General features: G+C 60.2%; 17 protein-coding genes and 1 tRNA gene. 9 read left to right on the forward strand and 9 right to left on the reverse strand.

The genetic code is table 11. The annotated features are described in order from the left end of the window. Window positions 1-206 precede the first annotated feature (206 nt). Entirely contained in the window at window positions 207-815 is a 609-nt protein-coding gene (locus BM413_RS18840; protein ID WP_210188939.1) for a DUF3800 domain-containing protein, read from the forward strand. Window positions 816-1,182: 367 nt separating this feature from the next. Here the strand turns inward: BM413_RS18840 and BM413_RS18845 are convergent, their stop codons facing one another. From BM413_RS18845 to BM413_RS18860, 4 genes are all read right to left on the reverse strand, one after another. Next, complete coding sequence (locus tag BM413_RS18845; RefSeq protein WP_091915834.1) at window positions 1,183-2,220, reverse strand: PIN domain-containing protein; 1,038 nt, start codon at window positions 2,218-2,220, stop codon at window positions 1,183-1,185. Between the two features lie 97 nt (window positions 2,221-2,317). Next, a complete protein-coding gene (locus BM413_RS18850; protein WP_091915836.1) occupies window positions 2,318-2,653 on the reverse strand; it encodes a DUF2958 domain-containing protein in 336 nt (111 codons plus the stop codon). A gap of 1 nt (window position 2,654) precedes the next feature. Continuing rightward, window positions 2,655-2,855 carry a hypothetical protein gene (locus tag BM413_RS18855; RefSeq protein WP_091915838.1) on the reverse strand — a complete coding sequence of 67 codons (201 nt, stop codon included), beginning with the start codon at window positions 2,853-2,855 and terminating at the stop codon, window positions 2,655-2,657. A 293-nt stretch (window positions 2,856-3,148) separates the two neighbouring features. Further along, entirely contained in the window at window positions 3,149-4,591 is a 1,443-nt protein-coding gene (locus tag BM413_RS18860) for a MobA/MobL family protein (RefSeq protein WP_091915840.1), read from the reverse strand. A gap of 189 nt (window positions 4,592-4,780) precedes the next feature. Between BM413_RS18860 and BM413_RS32560 the strand changes: the two genes are divergently transcribed. Together BM413_RS32560 and BM413_RS18865 are read left to right on the forward strand one after the other, a co-directional pair. Further along, window positions 4,781-5,077, forward strand: coding sequence for a hypothetical protein (locus BM413_RS32560; RefSeq protein ID WP_139238609.1), 297 nt, complete (start codon window positions 4,781-4,783; stop codon window positions 5,075-5,077). Next, window positions 5,010-5,834 carry a hypothetical protein gene (locus BM413_RS18865; protein WP_139238610.1) on the forward strand — a complete coding sequence of 275 codons (825 nt, stop codon included), beginning with the start codon at window positions 5,010-5,012 and terminating at the stop codon, window positions 5,832-5,834. The genes BM413_RS32560 and BM413_RS18865 overlap by 68 nt, the downstream gene beginning before the upstream one ends. Window positions 5,835-6,280: 446 nt before the next feature. Here the strand turns inward: BM413_RS18865 and BM413_RS18870 are convergent. Continuing rightward, window positions 6,281-6,355: transfer RNA gene (locus tag BM413_RS18870), tRNA-Gly, on the reverse strand. 231 nt (window positions 6,356-6,586) lie between these two features. Here BM413_RS18870 and BM413_RS18875 point away from each other — a divergent pair. The 4 genes from BM413_RS18875 (at window position 6,587) to BM413_RS18890 (ending at window position 9,250) form a co-directional block, all read left to right on the forward strand. Beyond that, window positions 6,587-7,084 (forward strand): prolyl-tRNA synthetase associated domain-containing protein, encoded by a 498-nt coding sequence (locus BM413_RS18875; protein WP_091915844.1) that lies wholly within the window; start codon window positions 6,587-6,589, stop codon window positions 7,082-7,084. Window positions 7,085-7,177: 93 nt separating this feature from the next. Beyond that, on the forward strand, window positions 7,178-8,185 hold the full coding sequence (trxA, locus tag BM413_RS18880; protein WP_091915846.1) for a thioredoxin: 1,008 nt from the start codon (window positions 7,178-7,180) through the stop codon (window positions 8,183-8,185). A 132-nt stretch (window positions 8,186-8,317) separates the two neighbouring features. Continuing rightward, window positions 8,318-8,989 (forward strand): LON peptidase substrate-binding domain-containing protein, encoded by a 672-nt coding sequence (locus tag BM413_RS18885; RefSeq protein ID WP_091915848.1) that lies wholly within the window; start codon window positions 8,318-8,320, stop codon window positions 8,987-8,989. Window positions 8,990-9,016: 27 nt separating this feature from the next. Then, complete coding sequence (locus BM413_RS18890; protein WP_091915850.1) at window positions 9,017-9,250, forward strand: Trm112 family protein; 234 nt, start codon at window positions 9,017-9,019, stop codon at window positions 9,248-9,250. A gap of 47 nt (window positions 9,251-9,297) precedes the next feature. On the opposite strand, the gene BM413_RS18895 is transcribed toward BM413_RS18890, so the two are convergent. Genes BM413_RS18895 through BM413_RS33620 form a run of 3 tightly spaced genes read right to left on the reverse strand, consistent with a single transcriptional unit; the run spans window position 9,298 to window position 15,084 of the window. Beyond that, complete coding sequence (locus BM413_RS18895; RefSeq protein ID WP_091915852.1) at window positions 9,298-12,675, reverse strand: error-prone DNA polymerase; 3,378 nt, start codon at window positions 12,673-12,675, stop codon at window positions 9,298-9,300. Then, window positions 12,672-14,198, reverse strand: a complete 1,527-nt coding sequence (locus BM413_RS18900) for a DNA polymerase Y family protein (RefSeq protein ID WP_244537917.1) — start codon at window positions 14,196-14,198, stop codon at window positions 12,672-12,674. Before BM413_RS18900 ends, BM413_RS18895 begins: the two co-directional genes overlap by 4 nt. Further along, the gene (locus BM413_RS33620) at window positions 14,080-15,084 is read right to left on the reverse strand and encodes an ImuA family protein (protein WP_244537918.1); all 1,005 of its coding nucleotides are present in this window, start codon (window positions 15,082-15,084) and stop codon (window positions 14,080-14,082) included. The genes BM413_RS18900 and BM413_RS33620 overlap by 119 nt, the downstream gene beginning before the upstream one ends. Window positions 15,085-15,285: 201 nt before the next feature. Here BM413_RS33620 and BM413_RS18905 point away from each other — a divergent pair, with 201 nt between their 5' ends. Together BM413_RS18905 and BM413_RS18910 are read left to right on the forward strand one after the other, a co-directional pair. Further along, window positions 15,286-15,720 carry a metallopeptidase family protein gene (locus BM413_RS18905; protein WP_091915856.1) on the forward strand — a complete coding sequence of 145 codons (435 nt, stop codon included), beginning with the start codon at window positions 15,286-15,288 and terminating at the stop codon, window positions 15,718-15,720. A gap of 10 nt (window positions 15,721-15,730) precedes the next feature. Next, on the forward strand, window positions 15,731-16,069 hold the full coding sequence (locus tag BM413_RS18910; RefSeq protein WP_091915858.1) for a YunG family protein: 339 nt from the start codon (window positions 15,731-15,733) through the stop codon (window positions 16,067-16,069). A gap of 4 nt (window positions 16,070-16,073) precedes the next feature. Here the strand turns inward: BM413_RS18910 and BM413_RS18915 are convergent, their stop codons facing one another. Next, complete coding sequence (locus tag BM413_RS18915) at window positions 16,074-16,283, reverse strand: DUF1737 domain-containing protein (protein ID WP_091915860.1); 210 nt, start codon at window positions 16,281-16,283, stop codon at window positions 16,074-16,076. Window positions 16,284-16,314 lie beyond the last annotated feature (31 nt).

Consider the following 16,314-nt stretch of genomic DNA (forward strand, 5'->3'; position numbering starts at 1 on the left):
CACGCAATGCCCTAACGCGCCGAGCTAGACCGGCGCTGATTCGTGGGAAGCGTTGATCCGCGAAACTAGACTACCGCGCAAAATGCTCAAAGTCGGCGGGTGTCGAGTCGGATGATGGCGGTTATCCCGAGAAAACAAACAGCCTGGTCAAAATGATCGCTTGTTGCCATTGATTCAAAGGCAATGTCCTTTCATCTGGAATGATGTTGGTATTCATCGACGAGTCGGGAGACCCCGGCTTCAAGGTTGCGAGAGGATCGTCAGCGGCGTTCGTCGTGGCAATGGTTGCTTTCGCGGATAAGCAAGTGGCAATCGACGCTCAGGCTGCGATCAAAGCGACAGCGACTGCCCACCGGGTGTTTCCGGAGTTCAAGTTCAGCAAAAGCCGACCTGAGATAAGAGACCTATTCTTCAAGACCGTCGCACCATTCGAGTTTTGCGTCAGGGCAGTCGTTGTAGAGAAGGAACGAATACACAGCGGATACCTGCGGTCGAGCAAGGAGGCGTTCTATAGCTTCTTTGTTAAGTCGATGCTGAAATTCGACAACGGCCTTCTCAAGGACGCAAAAGTCGTCATCGATGGCTCCGGGGAACGAATCTTCAAGCAGGAGCTCTCGGCCTACTTGCGACGGCATACGGAGAAGGGCGCTATCAAATCCGTCCGATTTTCGGATTCGCAAAGCGATGAGCTGGTTCAACTTGCCGATATGTGTACCGGCGCGATTGCGCGTCCTTATCGGGATAATCGTAAGGACACCGATCGGTGGCGACGAATGATCGAGGCTAAGATTGAAGATGTCTGGGAGTTCAAGTAGGGGTGCGCTCTGCTCGCCTATCCTGACGATCGCCAGGCACGCACACCATCCGGTGACAGTTCGGCTGAGCAGAGCGGCTTTTCAGCGCTAATGTGGTCGTTCACGCATTAATGTCAAGTTAAGAATCGCAGCTGCGGACTCGTTTAGCGTGATTTGTCAAGATCGGCCTCTACATCTTGATACCGATCCAATGGCCAGACACAAAACACTCCGTCTGCCATCTTTGATTGATGAAGCCGACCGCCACACCGAGCGAAGAATCCTATCCTGTTTTTGCGTGTTCCAAATGTTCCAGGTGTTCCAAGCGCAGCGAGTATGAATACGGCGCGTTCTCAGTCGGGAAAACGGAGCGCATTGGGCCGGGGTCTTACGTATAAAGCTGGTCCCAGTCCTCGCCGAGCACCCACCGCAGGGCCGACAGCTTGCCGTTCACCATCCCCCATTCGAAATCGGTCCATGGTCCAAGGTTGTCCAGACCGACCTCCTCCTCGACCTTGCGCGCGGACTCCAACGCACCCTTCCAGATGCTGTCGATAATGACCTCGTTGTTGCGCTTCGGAGGCTCGGCAGCCTCCCATTCTTTCCTGCCAACGATCCGAGTCTTCCCCTCTTCGATGGCGATTCGCGTATTCCAATGGCGGTTGTACCAGACCTGCCTGTCCAGCACATGCAGCGCCTCGATGATCTCCGACAGACGCCTTGGCTCCTCTGTCCAGTTGAATTCCGCGTCGGTGTCCTCTAGCCAGCCGGGATGCTCGGCTTTGATCAGATCGACGAGCGAGGTCCAGTAGGTGGACCGCTTTCCATCGAACAGGCCGGTGAGATCGGGGTGCGGCTTTCGCTGGTCGTCGCCGGGTTCGCTGAAGTCCCGCGTGTTGTGGGTGACGAAGGCGAAGCGCTCTTCCTTGTGACCCGCCTTGACCATCTGGGCGTAGGTCTCAACCAGGATCGCATCACCAACGCTGTTCTTGGAACGGTGATAGGGTGCGAGACCAGCCAGCGCGCGTTCGGTAACTCGCTCCTTGATGGCCTTCGTCGCGGGCTTCCGTAGGCCGGACGACAGGAGCTGTTCGATCCAGTCGATGGAGTCGTTGACAGCCTCCCCCTTCATGGCGATCCGCTGGTCTACCTCGTTCAGGGACCGTAGCGTTTCCATTTTGTATGCGTCCTCGCCGAAACGATCCACAGCGTCCCTGACGAGGCGGAAGTGACTCTGCAAACTGCGCCTTGCCTCGGCAGCCACTCTGTCCTTGTTGCGGGCGAACTCCTCCCTCACGATGTCCGGCACGACCAGGTCGATCGCGCGAGCATTGAAAAGCTCGCGCGCTGTCGTCAGGACGGACTGCGACCGCCAGTCCTTCGCGAGATCCAGCCACACGCTGGTATCGACGAGAATATGAAGCATCCGAATCCCTCCTTTCGGCAGGATTCGTAGCCGCCGACCGCAGGATTAGGAAGCTCCTGATCGGCGAGTGCATCATCCACCTCGTCGAGGACCGCCGCTAGGCGACGATCCTGCGATGTCGCCATGCGTCGATGGCGTACTCCGACAGAGGCTTTGTCGCCCGAAAGGATCGATCGAGCTCAACCAGGAGCAGACGGGGACCGCGAAGGGCTTGGATTTCGCCAAGGCTCGCGTAGCCCAGTTCGGGAGTTCCGTGGCCAAGGTCACAAAGTCCAAAAAGGGTATCCCCGTCAGGAGCCAGCTCCGTGAAAAGCCATGTTGCCGACGCGTCCGGGGTGAAGAATTTTACGACCGGGTAGTGATCTCGTTCGCGTTGGCGCGAGAGATCGGCATTTCGGCGGAGGGCGGTCCGAAGTTCGAAGGAGAGGAGCATCTTACTGCTCCCTCTTCGCGCGGATGACCAGGCGGTCTGACAGGGGCAGCGCGGTCAAAGTGATGTTGAAGCCATCGCCGTCCTGATGCGACCAAGCCGCGCCAACTCTCGTCCAGTAACCTCGATCGCCTTCGCCTTCCACGACGTAAACGCCGTGTGACGGCGGGGTCTTCGGTGCTGCGGTGTGTTCCTTCTTTGCCATTTTGGCCTCCAGTGCCAGCCGCCCCTTGCGGCCGTTTCGGAGACGGGGGACAGCGGAGCTAAGCCGGACTAGCTGGGTGACGACAGGAACGCTTGCGCTTGCCCATGGGCGGACCGGCTGACCGATGTAGAGGGAAGTCCAAAGGAACGGCGCGGAGGCGGCTGGAAATCGAAGGCTATAGGCAGGTTTGGAAGTGCGGGACGAATGCGCCACCCCTGTCCCATTGGGAGAAGGCGTGTAAGGCTCCTGTGGGAAGTTGGCTCAAAGGGCGAAACAGCTTCAGAAGGCGGCGATCAGGCAGGGCGACGCTGTGATTTGGACGCGGTGCTTATTGGCGGCTTCCAACGTGGCCTGTAGGCGGGCGCAGGCTCATCCGCTTCTGGAGAACCGTCGAGGGGCGGGCTTGGAACGAATCGCCGCTTTGCAATTTGCTGATGAACTTGCAGACTTGACCCATCTTCGAGACGCGGCGCTGTAGCGGGACTGGATACCTGGCTCTCCTCGTTCGACTTTCTCGAACGCTCCATCTGCTCCGTACGCAATCTATCGAAGATCGCCTGTGCTTTTGGCGACAAAACGTGATTCGTAACCTCGATCCCGCGCAGCAAGCAAGCGACCGCGACTGCGTCCTTGTAGGCCTGATCTCCGGTGATCTGAACAGATGTCCAGCCATGCCGCTTGGCAGCAGCGGCGGTCTCCAGCGCAGCTGACCAGGTGACGCGGCCCTTCATGGTGATTGCATCGCCCCGGTCGACAAGAGTGGTGCCGTCCGTGAGGTCGATCCAGAGCAGATTCCGCTTTCGATCGAAGCGGACTGCGGCAATCGCCGGGATGGTTTCCGCCTCAATCCACCCGCCCTTGTGCCACGCCTTTAGGATCGCGGCGCGGCGGTCGCTCTTCGATGAAGGCCGCTGGTCCGCCATTGCCGGGTTGATGCGGCGCTGGCCGCGGATCCGAGCCTCAAGCCGATCGAGTTCAAGGGTGGCTTCGATCTCCTGGGCCTTCGCCGCTTCCCACTCACGCCTTCGGCTTCGATGCCCGTGCAGCGCCGCCAATGCCTCCGGCTTCTCTCCGGTTCTCGCGAATGCCTCGAAATTCCATTTCGGCAACTGCGGCTCGGGTTCCGGTAGGTCGCGCTCGGAGTTGGGGCGCGCGTCCCCTTCGTACGGAATGCCGTTTTCTTGGCAGAAGGCAGTCAACCGTGCGGCGAACATCTCCCTGACCGCCCGCCCGGAACGCTCACGAAACAAGTCATTCCAGGTGCGGTCCTTTCGTTTCGAAAAGTCGTCCCCGTCGAGCGGCCTCAAGCTAGCCAACCCATGGATATTAATGTTCCTGCCGCTGTCGCTAGCGAGTGTGTCGTGGATGTCGATCTGGAACACCATGCCGCGCTCGACGAGGGGCGCATAGACATGGCGAATACAGGCTTCCCACAACGTCTCGGGAACCTGCCTCGGCATCGAGAAATCGACGATCCGCGCTTCCTGTGCGTCGATCCGCTTTTCGGCTGCCGCCGCACGCTGCCACAACTCTTCCGGATCGCGTGACCAGTCCGGAGCGCTCTCCGGCGCGAACATCATGGTGAGGACGTGCTCTTTCGCCTTTCTCCGGAAATCAAACGCGCGGCCTTCATGGTCCACGGTCTTGCCGCACGACTGATAAGCGGAGCGTTTCGCTGCAGAGTGACCGTCGCCGCGACTGACAACGCCAAGCTGGATACGAAAGAAATCAGCCATCGGCGCTACTCCGATGGTCGGAGGGGCCGACACAGAAATCTTTTTTCGAGCGACGTTGCGACAGCAATGTATAGGCGAGCCTCATCCTGTTTTGCCCTCTTCTCATCGCACAAAGATGAGCTCGCATTTGCGCCGGCGCAAATGCCGACAAACAATAGTCCCGGAGCATTCAAAATCCGGAGGGACGACATGGCCGACGATCTTGCTCAAAGACTCGAAGCAGCACGAACGCGGGAAAGAGCTGCGCGCGCACGAACCGCGCGACTACGTCGTTCGCTTGATCGCTCGAATCGGAAAACTCAGAGCCAAATAAAATTCACGCTTGGTGCGGCGATGGTTGCGCTCGCCGAATCCGGCAAAGGCGAGCAACTTGTGACCAATTTCCGGCGCTGGCTCGACCGCTACCTAGCCCGGGACATTGATCGCCGAATCCTGCGCGACACGCCATTCTCGGTGGAGACGAAGGAAGAAGCTCATGCAAGCTGAGAGATCAAGAACGAATGGCTGTGGAGCCGATCTTCCCGCGATCGCGCCCGCGCTGGAGATCCGGTCGAACAGACGTCACGGAAAGCGACGGCTAGACTGTCTGGATGTCGCCCAAAATCGGGCTGCCCGGTACGCACGGCGGCATCGTATCGCGCGGCCACTATGGCCGCTCATCGCGACCTTCATTCTTGTCGCCCTGCTCTTCGAGCGTAGCCAGGTGCCAGAAGGTGTCCGGCTCCCGAAAAAGTCGGACAAGCTCAGCGGCAATCGGGAAACCATCCAGGATGTCGCTCTCGGCGGATTATTGGTTGCTGACGAGGGCGGCGACGTGACTGGAGGCTGGCCGGAGCCCAAGAATCGGCCGCCTTCCGGGTTCCTTGCGAAGGACGTCGGGCAGGCCATTGCCTTTTTGATCCGCAATCGCGGTCGCCTGGACAATGAAGTCATACGGGCCAAATGGAAGATCGTTGACGAGTTCTCGCTCCCGCTGGCGATCTATCTCAGGGATATCGAGGCACGCGGGGAATGGGACAATCTCGAGATAGAGATTTCTGCGGCCTCGCCCGGCGCTCCGGAAGGCTCGGTCGGGGCCATTCCGAAATCGCCGCGTCATCGCAAAATTCGACGGCTTGCGACCGACTGGTCCGTGCTCGGCAAGGAACTACTTTCCGCTGATGTTGCGTCGGCTCCTCCCACCAATCCGCTATTCCAGCCAGGAGGGGACGACCCCGATGGGGACAACGCTTGGAGACCCTAGCCGCGTTTTTCATCCAATGATGCGGTTGCTCGCGTTCCAATTTGATCACGCGTCTGTGCCGGTCGGCGACCGGCACAAACGAAAGATGCAGCGTATAAGGCGCAGGCGGCGGCGCGTCCGCAATCTCGGACGATGTCGCGCCACCGCTGAAGCAAATTCGTGACCCCGAACTCGGTTAACACGGTAGCCGAAGGAGTGTCAGCACGCGCTGCGCGAAACGGGGCCGCCGGCCGCCGATGAGGGGACCTTTCGATTGCTCTGCTGTGCAGGAATTGGAAACCGCTTCTCGTAAAACGGCGATGGCGGGCCTAGAGCGGCAGGCACCAGGTTGCCTGCACTTGCCTACCGTTTCACGTTCCGTGGCTAAACGGTGGCTAAATGCTCTTGGAAAGCAAAACGACCACCCGAAGGTGGCCGCTTTAATTGCTTGATTTCCCTAGAGAAATTGGAGCGGGTGAAGCGATTCGAACGCTCGACCCCAACCTTGGCAAGGTTGTGCTCTACCCCTGAGCTACACCCGCTCGCGCGGTCTCTCGACCGCAAGCCGCGCCTATATGGCGGAAGAGACGGCCGAATGCAACAGGGAAAATTGCACGAAGATGCGTAATAATTGTGGCCTTCGGCGACACCCCGGATTTTGGCTGGCTCGTCGCGCGCAAATGTTTCGTCGCATTGCGCAGAACGGGGTTGTTTCCATGCGATCTTTGGCGATAACCGTTCCACCAGAGATAATGACAAGCCGGATGCCATCCATGCCGAAACATCCCGATGAGCTCTTTGCCTTTCTCGAAGGGCTTGGAATTGCGGTCGCAACGAAGGCGCATCCGCCGCTTTTCACCGTTGCCGATTCACAGTCGCTGCGCGGCGAAATCCCCGGCGGTCACACCAAGAACCTCTTTCTGAAGGACAAGAAGGATAACTTCTTCCTGGTCACCGTCGATGAGGACGCCGAGGTCGATCTCAAGCAGATCCACCATCTTATCGGCGCGTCCGGCAGGGTTTCTTTCGGCAAGCCTGAAGCACTGATGGAGCTTTTGGGCGTCGTGCCTGGTGCTGTAACCGTGTTTGGCCTGATCAACGACAGCGAAGGCCGCGTAAAAGTCATTCTGGACAGCACATTGATGGAAAATGCGGTCATCAATGCCCATCCGCTGACCAACGAAGCCACGACCTCGATTTCCCGCGATGACCTTGTCGCCTTCGTAAAAGCGACCGGCCACGAGCCGGTTATCTTGAAAGTCTCCGCATGATCGCCACATGGGTGACGGAAAACGGTTTTCCGTGTGCCCATTGCGCGCGTAGAATAAGCCGAACACGCACCGGAAAGCGGTGAAAGGGTAACAATGAGCAACCAGGACAATTCATTCGGCGGCCCCAGCGGCAATTACGCCACCAGCTTCAGCTACGGCGCACCCAAGCCGGCGGAGCCGCAAGGCGGCTCTCCCGCTATGGTGCTTGGCTCCGACGCCGGCGCGGAGCCTTTCGTGGTGAAGGACACGACGACAGCGAGCTTTGCCGCCGACGTCATACAAGAGTCGCGAAACCAGCCCGTGCTCGTGGATTTCTGGGCGCCCTGGTGCGGTCCTTGCAAGCAGCTGGCGCCGGCGCTCGAAAAGGCCGTGCAAGAGTCCAGAGGCCGGGTCAAGCTGGTCAAGATGAACATAGACGACCATCCGGCGATTGCAGGCCAGCTCGGCATCCAGTCGATCCCGGCGGTCATCGCGTTCAAGGATGGGCAGCCCGTCGACGGCTTCATGGGGGCAGTGCCCGAGAGCCAGATTCGCGATTTCATCCAGAAGGTCGCCGGCAAGGACGATGGCAAGGGACAGCTAGAGGAAGCCCTGGCCGCGGCCGCCGAGGCGCGTGCCGCTGCCGATTTGCAGACTGCGGCCGATATTTTCGATGCCGTGTTGCAGCAGTATCCCGATAATCTCGATGCACTGGCCGGCCTCGCGGACCTGCTGTTCGAGGCGGGTGATGTGGCCGGCGCGGAGGAAATTCTGGCCAAAGTGCCGGCTGACGCCAAGGACACGGCAGCACTTTCCGCAGTGAAAGCCAGGCTCACTCTGGCCAAGCAGGCTGCTTCGCTCGGCAATCCGGCGGAATTCGAGGCGCGCCTCGCAGCAAACCCCAAGGATTATCAGGCCCGGTTTGACCTTGCCATGATCCAGAACGGGCTCGGCCAGCGCCAGGAGGCCGCGGACAATCTGCTGGCGATCGTCAAGGCGGACAGGACGTGGAACGATGACGGCGCGCGCGCTCAGCTTCTGCAGTTTTTCGAGGCGTGGGGCATGACCGACGAGGTGACGCTGGCGACCAGGCGAAAACTGTCGTCACTCCTGTTTTCGTGATCGGATATGGAGAAAGGCGAGGGCCTACCCTTGCCCTTGCCGCCCTCCATTCCACATTGCTGATGAAAGTTCCGGGAAGCCGGTGATGATTCTCGGACTGGCCAGGTCACCCTGGCCGGCACGGAGGTGAAAATGCAGGCGGGAAATGCGCATTATCGGTCGGGCAAGGACGTGCCTGCGACGATACCTGTTTTCCCATTGACCGGCGCGCTTCTTCTGCCGGGCGGCCGCACCCCGCTCAACATCTTCGAGCCGCGCTACCTGCAGATGGTCGACGAGGCCGTCGGCGGAACGCGGCTGATCGGGATCATACAGCCGGCGCTCGATGGCTCTTTGCGTGAGGACGGCGAGCCGGAAATCTGTGAAGTCGGCTGCGTCGGGCGTATCACCTCGTTTGCCGAATCGGGCGATGGCCGCTACCTCATCTCCCTGCAGGGCGTCTGCCGTTTCCGGGTCGCCCATGAACTGGCGGTGAAAACGCCTTTTCGGCAATGCCGCATCATGCCCTTCATTGCCGACCTGTCGGATGACCCGACCGGAAGCGAGGTCAATCGGCTGGCTCTGCTGAAGGCATTCCGAGCCTATCTGGAAGCAAACGATCTCGAGGCTGATTGGGAAAATGTCAGCCGGGCCGAAAACGCCATGCTGGTGAATGCGCTGTCGATGATGGCGCCCTATGGCGCGGCGGAGAAGCAGGCGCTTCTCGAGGCGCCGGATCTGAAGACGCGGGCCGATACGCTGATCGCCATCACCGAGATGGTGCTTGCGCGCGAAAACGACGACTTCGGGTCAAGCCTGCAATAGCTGGACGCATGGGTCGGAGGGGAATCGATGAATCAGGAAAAACCCAGCCCGGCAATCGACGTCAAGCTTCTGGAGCTGCTGGCCTGTCCCCTGACAAAGGGCCCGCTGACATGGGATGCGGAGCGTCAGGAACTGGTGTCGCGGCTGGCCCGACTTGCCTATCCGGTTCGCGACGGCATTCCGGTCATGCTGCCTTCCGAAGCGCGAAGCGTTGAAATCGATAGCGAAACAAAACCGAAGGCGGGATTGGAAGACGATTAGAGCGACGTGCGTTCTGTGAAATCGGCTGCCGCGGCTTTTCATCGGCCTTACTGAAAATTTCGCCCCTTCGGCATGACGCTGCGTGCCTGCCGGGACAGGGTTTCGTAGTCGCGGTGTGGTATCGTGGTTTTGATATCCTGCGCTGACGGGTTCGCGCTTTGGGCTTTTTCACGCTGCTCCAGCCGCCTTATCATCGCTTCCTCGGAAAGTTCGCCCAGCCATAGCGACAGATCCTCGATGGTTTCGGCCACGATGTGGATGACGTTCGATACCGATTGCAGGCGGCCTTTCACCCTGACGAAACGCGCACCCATGACCACCGGCCGGAAGCGATCGAACACCTTTGGCCAGACGATGACATTGGCGATCGATTTCTCGTCTTCAAGCGTCATGAAGACGACACCCTTGCCCGAACCCGGCCTTTGACGAACAAGAACCAGGCCAGCAACGGAAATGCGCCGGCCATTGGGCGTTTCGGGCAGGAGCGCATTGGGCGTGATGCCGGCCTTGTCGAGCCTGCCGCGCAGGAAGGACAAGGGATGCGCTTTCAGGGAGAGACCAAGCGACCGGTAATCATGCAGGACATGCTCGCCGAGCGGCATCACCGGCAGTTTTGTCTCGGGTTCGTTGTCACGCAGGCGGATATCGGGTTGATCGAACAGCGGCAGGCTTTCTGCGGCACTCTTGCCGTTCAGCGCGCGCACGGCCCACAAGGCGGCACGCCGATCGAGGCCGATCGAGCGGAAGGCATCGGCTTGCGCCAGCCTTTCCATCGCGTCGACGCGTAACCCGGAGCGCAGCCATACATCGCGGACGGAGGCGTAGCCTGAACCACGGTTCTTCACGAGAATTTCCATGGCGTCTTTAGCGAGTCCCTTGATCTGCCGAAAGCCGAGGCGGACGGCGTGGCAGCTCTTGATCACGCCGCGCATTCCGGCATGACGTGCGGCGATCCGCTCAGGGTCGAAGGATGATTTCTCCAGCAAGCAATCCCAGTCGGAATGGTTGACGTCTATGGACCGCATCTCGACGCCATGATCCTGGGCATCGCGCACAAGCTGTGCCGGTCTGTAAAAACCCATCGGCTGCGAATTCAGGATCGCCGCGCAGAAAACGTCCGGATACCATGCCTTGAACCAGGACGAGGCATAGACCAGCAAGGCAAAGGAAGCGGCGTGGCTTTCGGGAAAACCATAATCGCCAAAACCTTCGATCTGTCGGAAACAGCGTTCGGCAAAGCCGCGGTCGTAGTCATTTTTGACCATGCCTTCGATCAGGCGATCCCGGTAGTTGCCGATTGTTCCGGTGCGTTTGAAAGTCGCCATGGCGCGCCGCAATTCGTCGGCCTCATCAGGAGCGAAACCACCCGCCACGATGGCGATCTTCATTGCCTGCTCTTGAAACAGCGGCACGCCAAGGGTCTTCTCTAAAATCGCCTTAAGTTCAGGCTTCTGATACTCGGGGTCTTCTTTCCCTTCCCTTCGTCGCAGATAGGGATGCACCATATCGCCCTGGATCGGACCCGGGCGCACGATGGCGACCTCGATGACAAGATCGTAGAATTTTCTAGGTTTGAGGCGTGGCAGCATGCTCATCTGCGCACGGCTTTCGATCTGGAAGACGCCGAGTGTGTCGGCACGGCAGATCATATCGTAGACACTTTTTTCTTCCGACGGAATCGTCGCCAGAGTCAGCCGTTCCGGCCAGTCATGCTTGTAGTTATCTTCCAGAAGGTCGAAGGCGCGCCTCAGGCAGGAAAGCATGCCAAGCGCCAGGATATCGACCTTGAGTATCTTGACGGCGTCGAGGTCGTCCTTGTCCCATTCGACCATCTTCCGTTCGTCCATGGCCGTCTTCATGATGGGCACGACCTCGTCCAATCGATCCCTGGTGATGACGAAGCCGCCGACATGCTGGGAGAGATGGCGCGGGAAGCCCATTATTTCGTTGGAACGGTCGATTACATGTTTCGTGGCTGAATCCGATTGGTCGAGGCCGCCCGCAGTCGCTTCCTTCTCGCCAAGCTCGGAAGAAGACCAGCCCCAGATCGATCCCGAAAGAGCGCCTCGGACATCGTCGGAAAGGCCCATGGCCTTGGCGGTTTCCCTGAGTGCAGAGCGGGCACGATAAGTGACGACGGAGGCAGCGAGCGCGGTGCGCTTCTCGCTGTACTTACTGTAGATATACTCCATGACGATATCGCGCTTTTCATGCTCGAAATCGACGTCGATATCCGGCGGTTCGCCGCGTTTTTCGGAAATGAAGCGCTCGAACAGGCTGTCGATGATCTCAGGGCCGACATCCGTGATTTTGAGGCAGTAGCATATGACAGAATTGGCCGCCGAGCCGCGCCCCTGACAGAGTATACCCTTTGAGCGCGCGTACTTCACAATGTCGTAAACCGTCAGAAAATAACGTGCATAGTTCAGCTTTTCGATAATCCCGATTTCATACCGGATAAGGCCTTTTACTTTTTCCGGGACACCTTTGGGATAGCGTTCATCGGCGCCCAACCATGCCAGTCTTTCCAGTTCGGCTTGCGAAGGCAGGCCGGATTCGGTGGGTTCGTCCGGGTAATTATATTCGAGATCCTGGAGGGAAAAGGAGAGCGTTTCTGCAAAACGCAGTGTCTGCGCCAATGCGTGCGGATACGCCTTGAAAAGCCGCGCCATTTCCATCGATGGCTTCAGATGGCGTTCGGCGTTGGCTGCTAGTTCGAGGCCTGACTCGGCGACGGGCCTGTTCAGCCGGATCGCGGTCAACACGTCCTGCAGGGGCCGCTGGTCGGCGGCGTGATAGAGGACATCGTTGGTCGCCATCAGAGGTATGGCGGCAGCCGTTGCCATGTTCGCCGCCTGCTCGAGACGGAAACGATCGTTGCCGCTGTAATCGGGGGCGGCGGCGAGCCAGAGGTTGCTGCCGAAACGATCCTTGAGGCGATGTAGAAAGGTCAGCGTCTCCTGCGTCGGCCCTGACAGGTCGGGCAGCACGGCGAGGGACATGCTGTCGCCCCATTCGAAAAGGTCGCCGGCATAGAGAAGCGGCGCGCCTTTCGGACTTTCCTCGCGCATATTGGCCTGCGTCAGCAGGCGGCACAGATGCCCCCATCCCTTGCGGTCCTGCGGATAGGCGAGCACGTCGGGCGTGCCGTCGGCAAAGACCAGCCGGCAACCGGGATGATAGGCAAGCGATAGGGGCTTACTCTCCTCCGAGAGCTTGATGTGTTTCGACTGGCTCCAGGCGCGCACCACGCCGGCCACGGTGTTGCGGTCGGCAAGGCCCATGCCGGCGTGGCCGAGAAAACAGGCGGCAACGACCAGGTCCTCCGGTCGCGAGGCGCCGCGCAGGAAGGAAAAATTCGATTGCACGCCGAATTCGACATAAAGCGGGGAAGCGGCGGGTGCGCGCGAAACGTCTTCCTTCATGCGAAAAATCCCTGCAAGAACCAGCGCGGGTTGCCTTGCGTGGCGCCGTAAAACCCCTGGCGGAAAAGCCAGTAGCGGCGGCCATCGGCGTCCTCGATGCGGAAATAATCGCGCGTCGCCTCATCCGCACCATCGCGCCACCATTCGGGTGCGATGCGCTCCGGGCCTTCCGCGCGTGCAACCTCATAAAGCGCGCGACGCCAGCGGAAGCGGGCAGGCGGCCCGTCGGGCACTTCGGCGGCCATGACCTCGACCGGTTCCGGTTGAGAAAAAAGGCGGATCGGGCGCTCCGGTCCAGGCGGCGGGGGAAGCGCGATCTCACGCCCTCTGTTCCTTGCATGGCCGGGGTCTTTTTCCGCCTCGGCAAAAGACAGGCAGGAAACCGCCCGCTCTGGAATATGGCTCTCGACAGGGACAGGCCTCAGCACCGTGTCGTCACCCAGGCGAGCGCTTACGCGGTCAGCGAAAATCGCCAGATCCTCGTCGCTGCCGGAAGCATCTCCGCTGAAATCGGCCTGATCCATCTCGAATGGTGCTGTCGCCAGAACGGAAAGGCGGACAAGGTCGAAGCCGTAGCCGGCATCGAGGACGTCTTCGAGAGCCGTTAGTCTTTCGTGAAACAGTTTTCCGATCAGGCCCGGTTCGCGCAATGGGCGTGACGTGCCGACGCCGATGCGGCTGACCGCGCCGTCGACCCGAAACAGAAGGAGCTGCAGGGCGCGCGCGCCTTCGCCATGGCGCTCGAGATCGGTCTTCAAGGATCGGGCAAGCAGGAGCACCAGATGCTCTATGTCTTCCATGAGCGAAACGGGCTCGGGCAGATGCCGTTCCACCGATAGCGGGGCTACGGGCAAGCGCGGCGAAATGGCTTCCTCAAGCTGTCCGAGCGCCTGGTCGAGGCGCAGGAGAAGCATTTTGCCGAAACGACGCGCCAAGGGCGCGCGTGGCGCCTGCAGGATTGCGCCCGTGGTGCGCAATCCAACGCTCTCCAGAGACGCGATCGTTTCGGGCGCGAGGCGCAATGCGGCGAGCGGCAAGGGCGCCATGGTCTTTTCCTCGTCACCCGGCGCGACGACCGAAGCCGTGCAAAATCGCGCCGCTGCCCAGGCTGCTCCGGGTGTCGAAGCCAGCCCGGCGCGGACGTCAAAACCCTGATGGAAAAAGCGCGACAGCATGTCGTCCAGCATGGATTTCTCGCCGCCGAAGAGATGGGCGCAGCCGGTGATGTCGAGAAACAGCCCGTCCTGCCCATCGAGCGCCACCAGCGGCGTATAGCGGTCGCACCAGTCGGCAAGGCTTTCGAGCAGCCTGCGGTCCGCCTGCGTGTCGGCCTCGACGATCTCTATGCCGGGATGCATGGCGCGAGCGTCGGCGATGCCCGTGCCGGGCTTCAGCCGCAGCCGTTCAGCTTGCTCGTCGAGGGCTGCGATGCGCTGGGTGTTGTTGTCGCGATGGCTGATGACGAGAGGCGGCCGCGCTGCCTGCGGGTTTGAACGCCAGGACCGCCCCAGGCGCTGGCGCAATATCCGCTCGGCGGGAAGATGCGGAAACCATAGCGCCAGGATTCGCTGAGCCGAGACCATTGGGCCGTCTTTCTTCGAATGAGCGTTCATCGGCGTTCCACTCCAGCGTGAACTGTCCGGGCAAGGCATTGCGGCTTTTGTCGATCCTGACCATGAAGCCAGGGGGGCCGATGGAATCGGGCAAAGGCCCGGCGATGGTCCAGCGCAGCGCGGCAGGGGCCGGCGAGACGATGAGGCGCATGGGGGCTGCCGTCGGCTCGGCTTGCGCTGCCTGGCGCAGCAGGAAAACCGGCCTGCCTGCGTCCTGGGCCCGGTAATGGAGGCGTCGCGTGGCAACGAGGTCGAGCTTCTGCGGATTGCCGCGGATTTCCAGGATCACGGCAGAAAGTGCCTTCAGGCTTGCCGCCTCCTCGGCGATCCACATGGCGTCGGCGAGTTTCGGTGCCTGCGCGATGATGAGATCCTCCGGCGCAATGCCGAAGCGGGCATGCAGACCCGGCGCATAGGGAAAGCCCGCCTCGCGGAAGATTTCATGCGTGCCGATCCACAGCACGGGCAGTTTCGGCTGCGCGGCATTCTTTAGGAGCAGCCCGGCTAGCGACAGGCCAAAGCCTGCTACCGCGCCGGCATCGCGGGTCAGTGTTCCATGGATTTCCGTCAGCGCCGCCTTCGGCAACCCGCCGCCCAGTGCGGTGTCGAAATCCTCCGCGCCCGTCAGCAAAAGGTCCTGCGCGACTGTGACCCCATGGCGGCGCAGCACCATGGTCTGCCCGGCCGGATCTGTCCCGGCAGGGGGCGCCAGCCGCTCGGGCAGCGTGCCCTCTATGCGGGCGATTTTCTGGCGCAGGGCAAAAACGATTTCCTGCGCCACGGCGGATGTCGCCATGACGGTCTGCTTTTCTGATGTGTTCCTGTTATGTTCTTATAGATTCCAGAGCGCGCCCGAAGAGTCAAGCGGAACGCTAGGAGAATTTATTCCTTTTGGGCGTTAGGCCAAAAACGACTGTCCCGGCTAATTTCCCGATAAGCGCGCAAAAGCCTCGAAAGCCGCGCTCCGAAAGGCTATATGCGGTCAAAAGGGAAAAGAATGGCTCGCATCTACAAGACCCGCTCCTGGCACGACCAGCTTTCACCATCGATGGAAGAAATGGAGTTCATGGCTCTCGAAGCCTATGCGCACCTGCCGGAGGAGTTTCGCAAGCTCACCGGCGAGGTCATCATCCAGATCGCGGAATTTCCGACCGACGAGATCATGGATGATCTGTCGCTCGAAACGCCGTTCGATCTGCTTGGCCTGTTCGAAGGCCGCGGCATTGCCGAGCGCTGGAACCCCCAGACCGGCGAGGGGCCGAACCGCGTCACGCTCTATCGCCGCGCCATCCTGGATTACTGGTCAGAGAACGAGGAGACGCTGGGCGACATCGTCACCCATGTCCTCATCCACGAGATCGGCCATCATTTCGGCCTCTCCGACGACGATATGGAGAAGCTCGAGGAAGCGGCCGACCATCCTCAAAGCTGATAGACACGCGATGAGCGCTTTCAAAACACCCGATCAATTGTACGAAAAACTGAAGGCTGCGTGGAGTTCTGAAAGCTCGGGAAGCTGGAGCCTTGATAACCCGGCCAAAGGGCAGTGCAGCGTTACCTCGCTTGTCGTGCAGGATGCGTTCGGAGGCGAAATCCTCAAAACCCGGACGAAAGGCGGCACGCATTTCTACAATATGATCGACGGCGTCAGATGGGATCTGACCGTCAGCCAGTTCGATTATCCAATACCTTTCGAAGACCTGCCATCCAACCGCGATGAGGCGATGGCAGATACTTCGCCTCGCCAGTATGAGGCCCTCAAGGCTAGATTGCAGATGTAGACGACTACCAGTCGCTCAGCTTGGTGACGCCTGCTTCGTATTCCTGGCCGTCGACGTCCTTCACCACGGCCTGGCCGCATTTCATCACCTTGGCCTCGGCGTCATAGCCATAGGTCGGCGAGCCGAACAGGTGCCAGCCCTTGTTCAGGGCAGCCGTGACCTTGTGGCAGAAGCTCGCATCGTCCGGCCCGGTCAGAAAGCGGTAGAGTTTCATGTCGTCATTCCCGTACTGCCCTGGCCATCTT

This window comes from Mesorhizobium sp. YR577, assembly GCF_900116595.1.
Classification (GTDB): Bacteria; Pseudomonadota; Alphaproteobacteria; order Rhizobiales; family Rhizobiaceae; genus Mesorhizobium_M.

Coding starts and splice junctions, on each gene's coding strand:
- trxA (WP_091915846.1), top strand. CDS start 7,178: ATGAGCAACCAGGACAATTCATTCGGCGGCCCCAGCGGCAATTACGCC.
- BM413_RS18860 (WP_091915840.1), bottom strand. CDS start 4,591: ATGGCTGATTTCTTTCGTATCCAGCTTGGCGTTGTCAGTCGCGGCGAC.
- BM413_RS33620 (WP_244537918.1), bottom strand. CDS start 15,084: ATGGCGACATCCGCCGTGGCGCAGGAAATCGTTTTTGCCCTGCGCCAG.
- BM413_RS18910 (WP_091915858.1), top strand. CDS start 15,731: ATGAGCGCTTTCAAAACACCCGATCAATTGTACGAAAAACTGAAGGCT.
- BM413_RS18875 (WP_091915844.1), top strand. CDS start 6,587: ATGCCGAAACATCCCGATGAGCTCTTTGCCTTTCTCGAAGGGCTTGGA.
- BM413_RS18885 (WP_091915848.1), top strand. CDS start 8,318: ATGCAGGCGGGAAATGCGCATTATCGGTCGGGCAAGGACGTGCCTGCG.
- BM413_RS18855 (WP_091915838.1), bottom strand. CDS start 2,855: ATGGCAAAGAAGGAACACACCGCAGCACCGAAGACCCCGCCGTCACAC.
- BM413_RS18890 (WP_091915850.1), top strand. CDS start 9,017: ATGAATCAGGAAAAACCCAGCCCGGCAATCGACGTCAAGCTTCTGGAG.
- BM413_RS18845 (WP_091915834.1), bottom strand. CDS start 2,220: ATGCTTCATATTCTCGTCGATACCAGCGTGTGGCTGGATCTCGCGAAG.
- BM413_RS18915 (WP_091915860.1), bottom strand. CDS start 16,283: ATGAAACTCTACCGCTTTCTGACCGGGCCGGACGATGCGAGCTTCTGC.
- BM413_RS18895 (WP_091915852.1), bottom strand. CDS start 12,675: ATGAAGGAAGACGTTTCGCGCGCACCCGCCGCTTCCCCGCTTTATGTC.
- BM413_RS32560 (WP_139238609.1), top strand. CDS start 4,781: ATGGCCGACGATCTTGCTCAAAGACTCGAAGCAGCACGAACGCGGGAA.
- BM413_RS18905 (WP_091915856.1), top strand. CDS start 15,286: ATGGCTCGCATCTACAAGACCCGCTCCTGGCACGACCAGCTTTCACCA.
- BM413_RS18850 (WP_091915836.1), bottom strand. CDS start 2,653: ATGCTCCTCTCCTTCGAACTTCGGACCGCCCTCCGCCGAAATGCCGAT.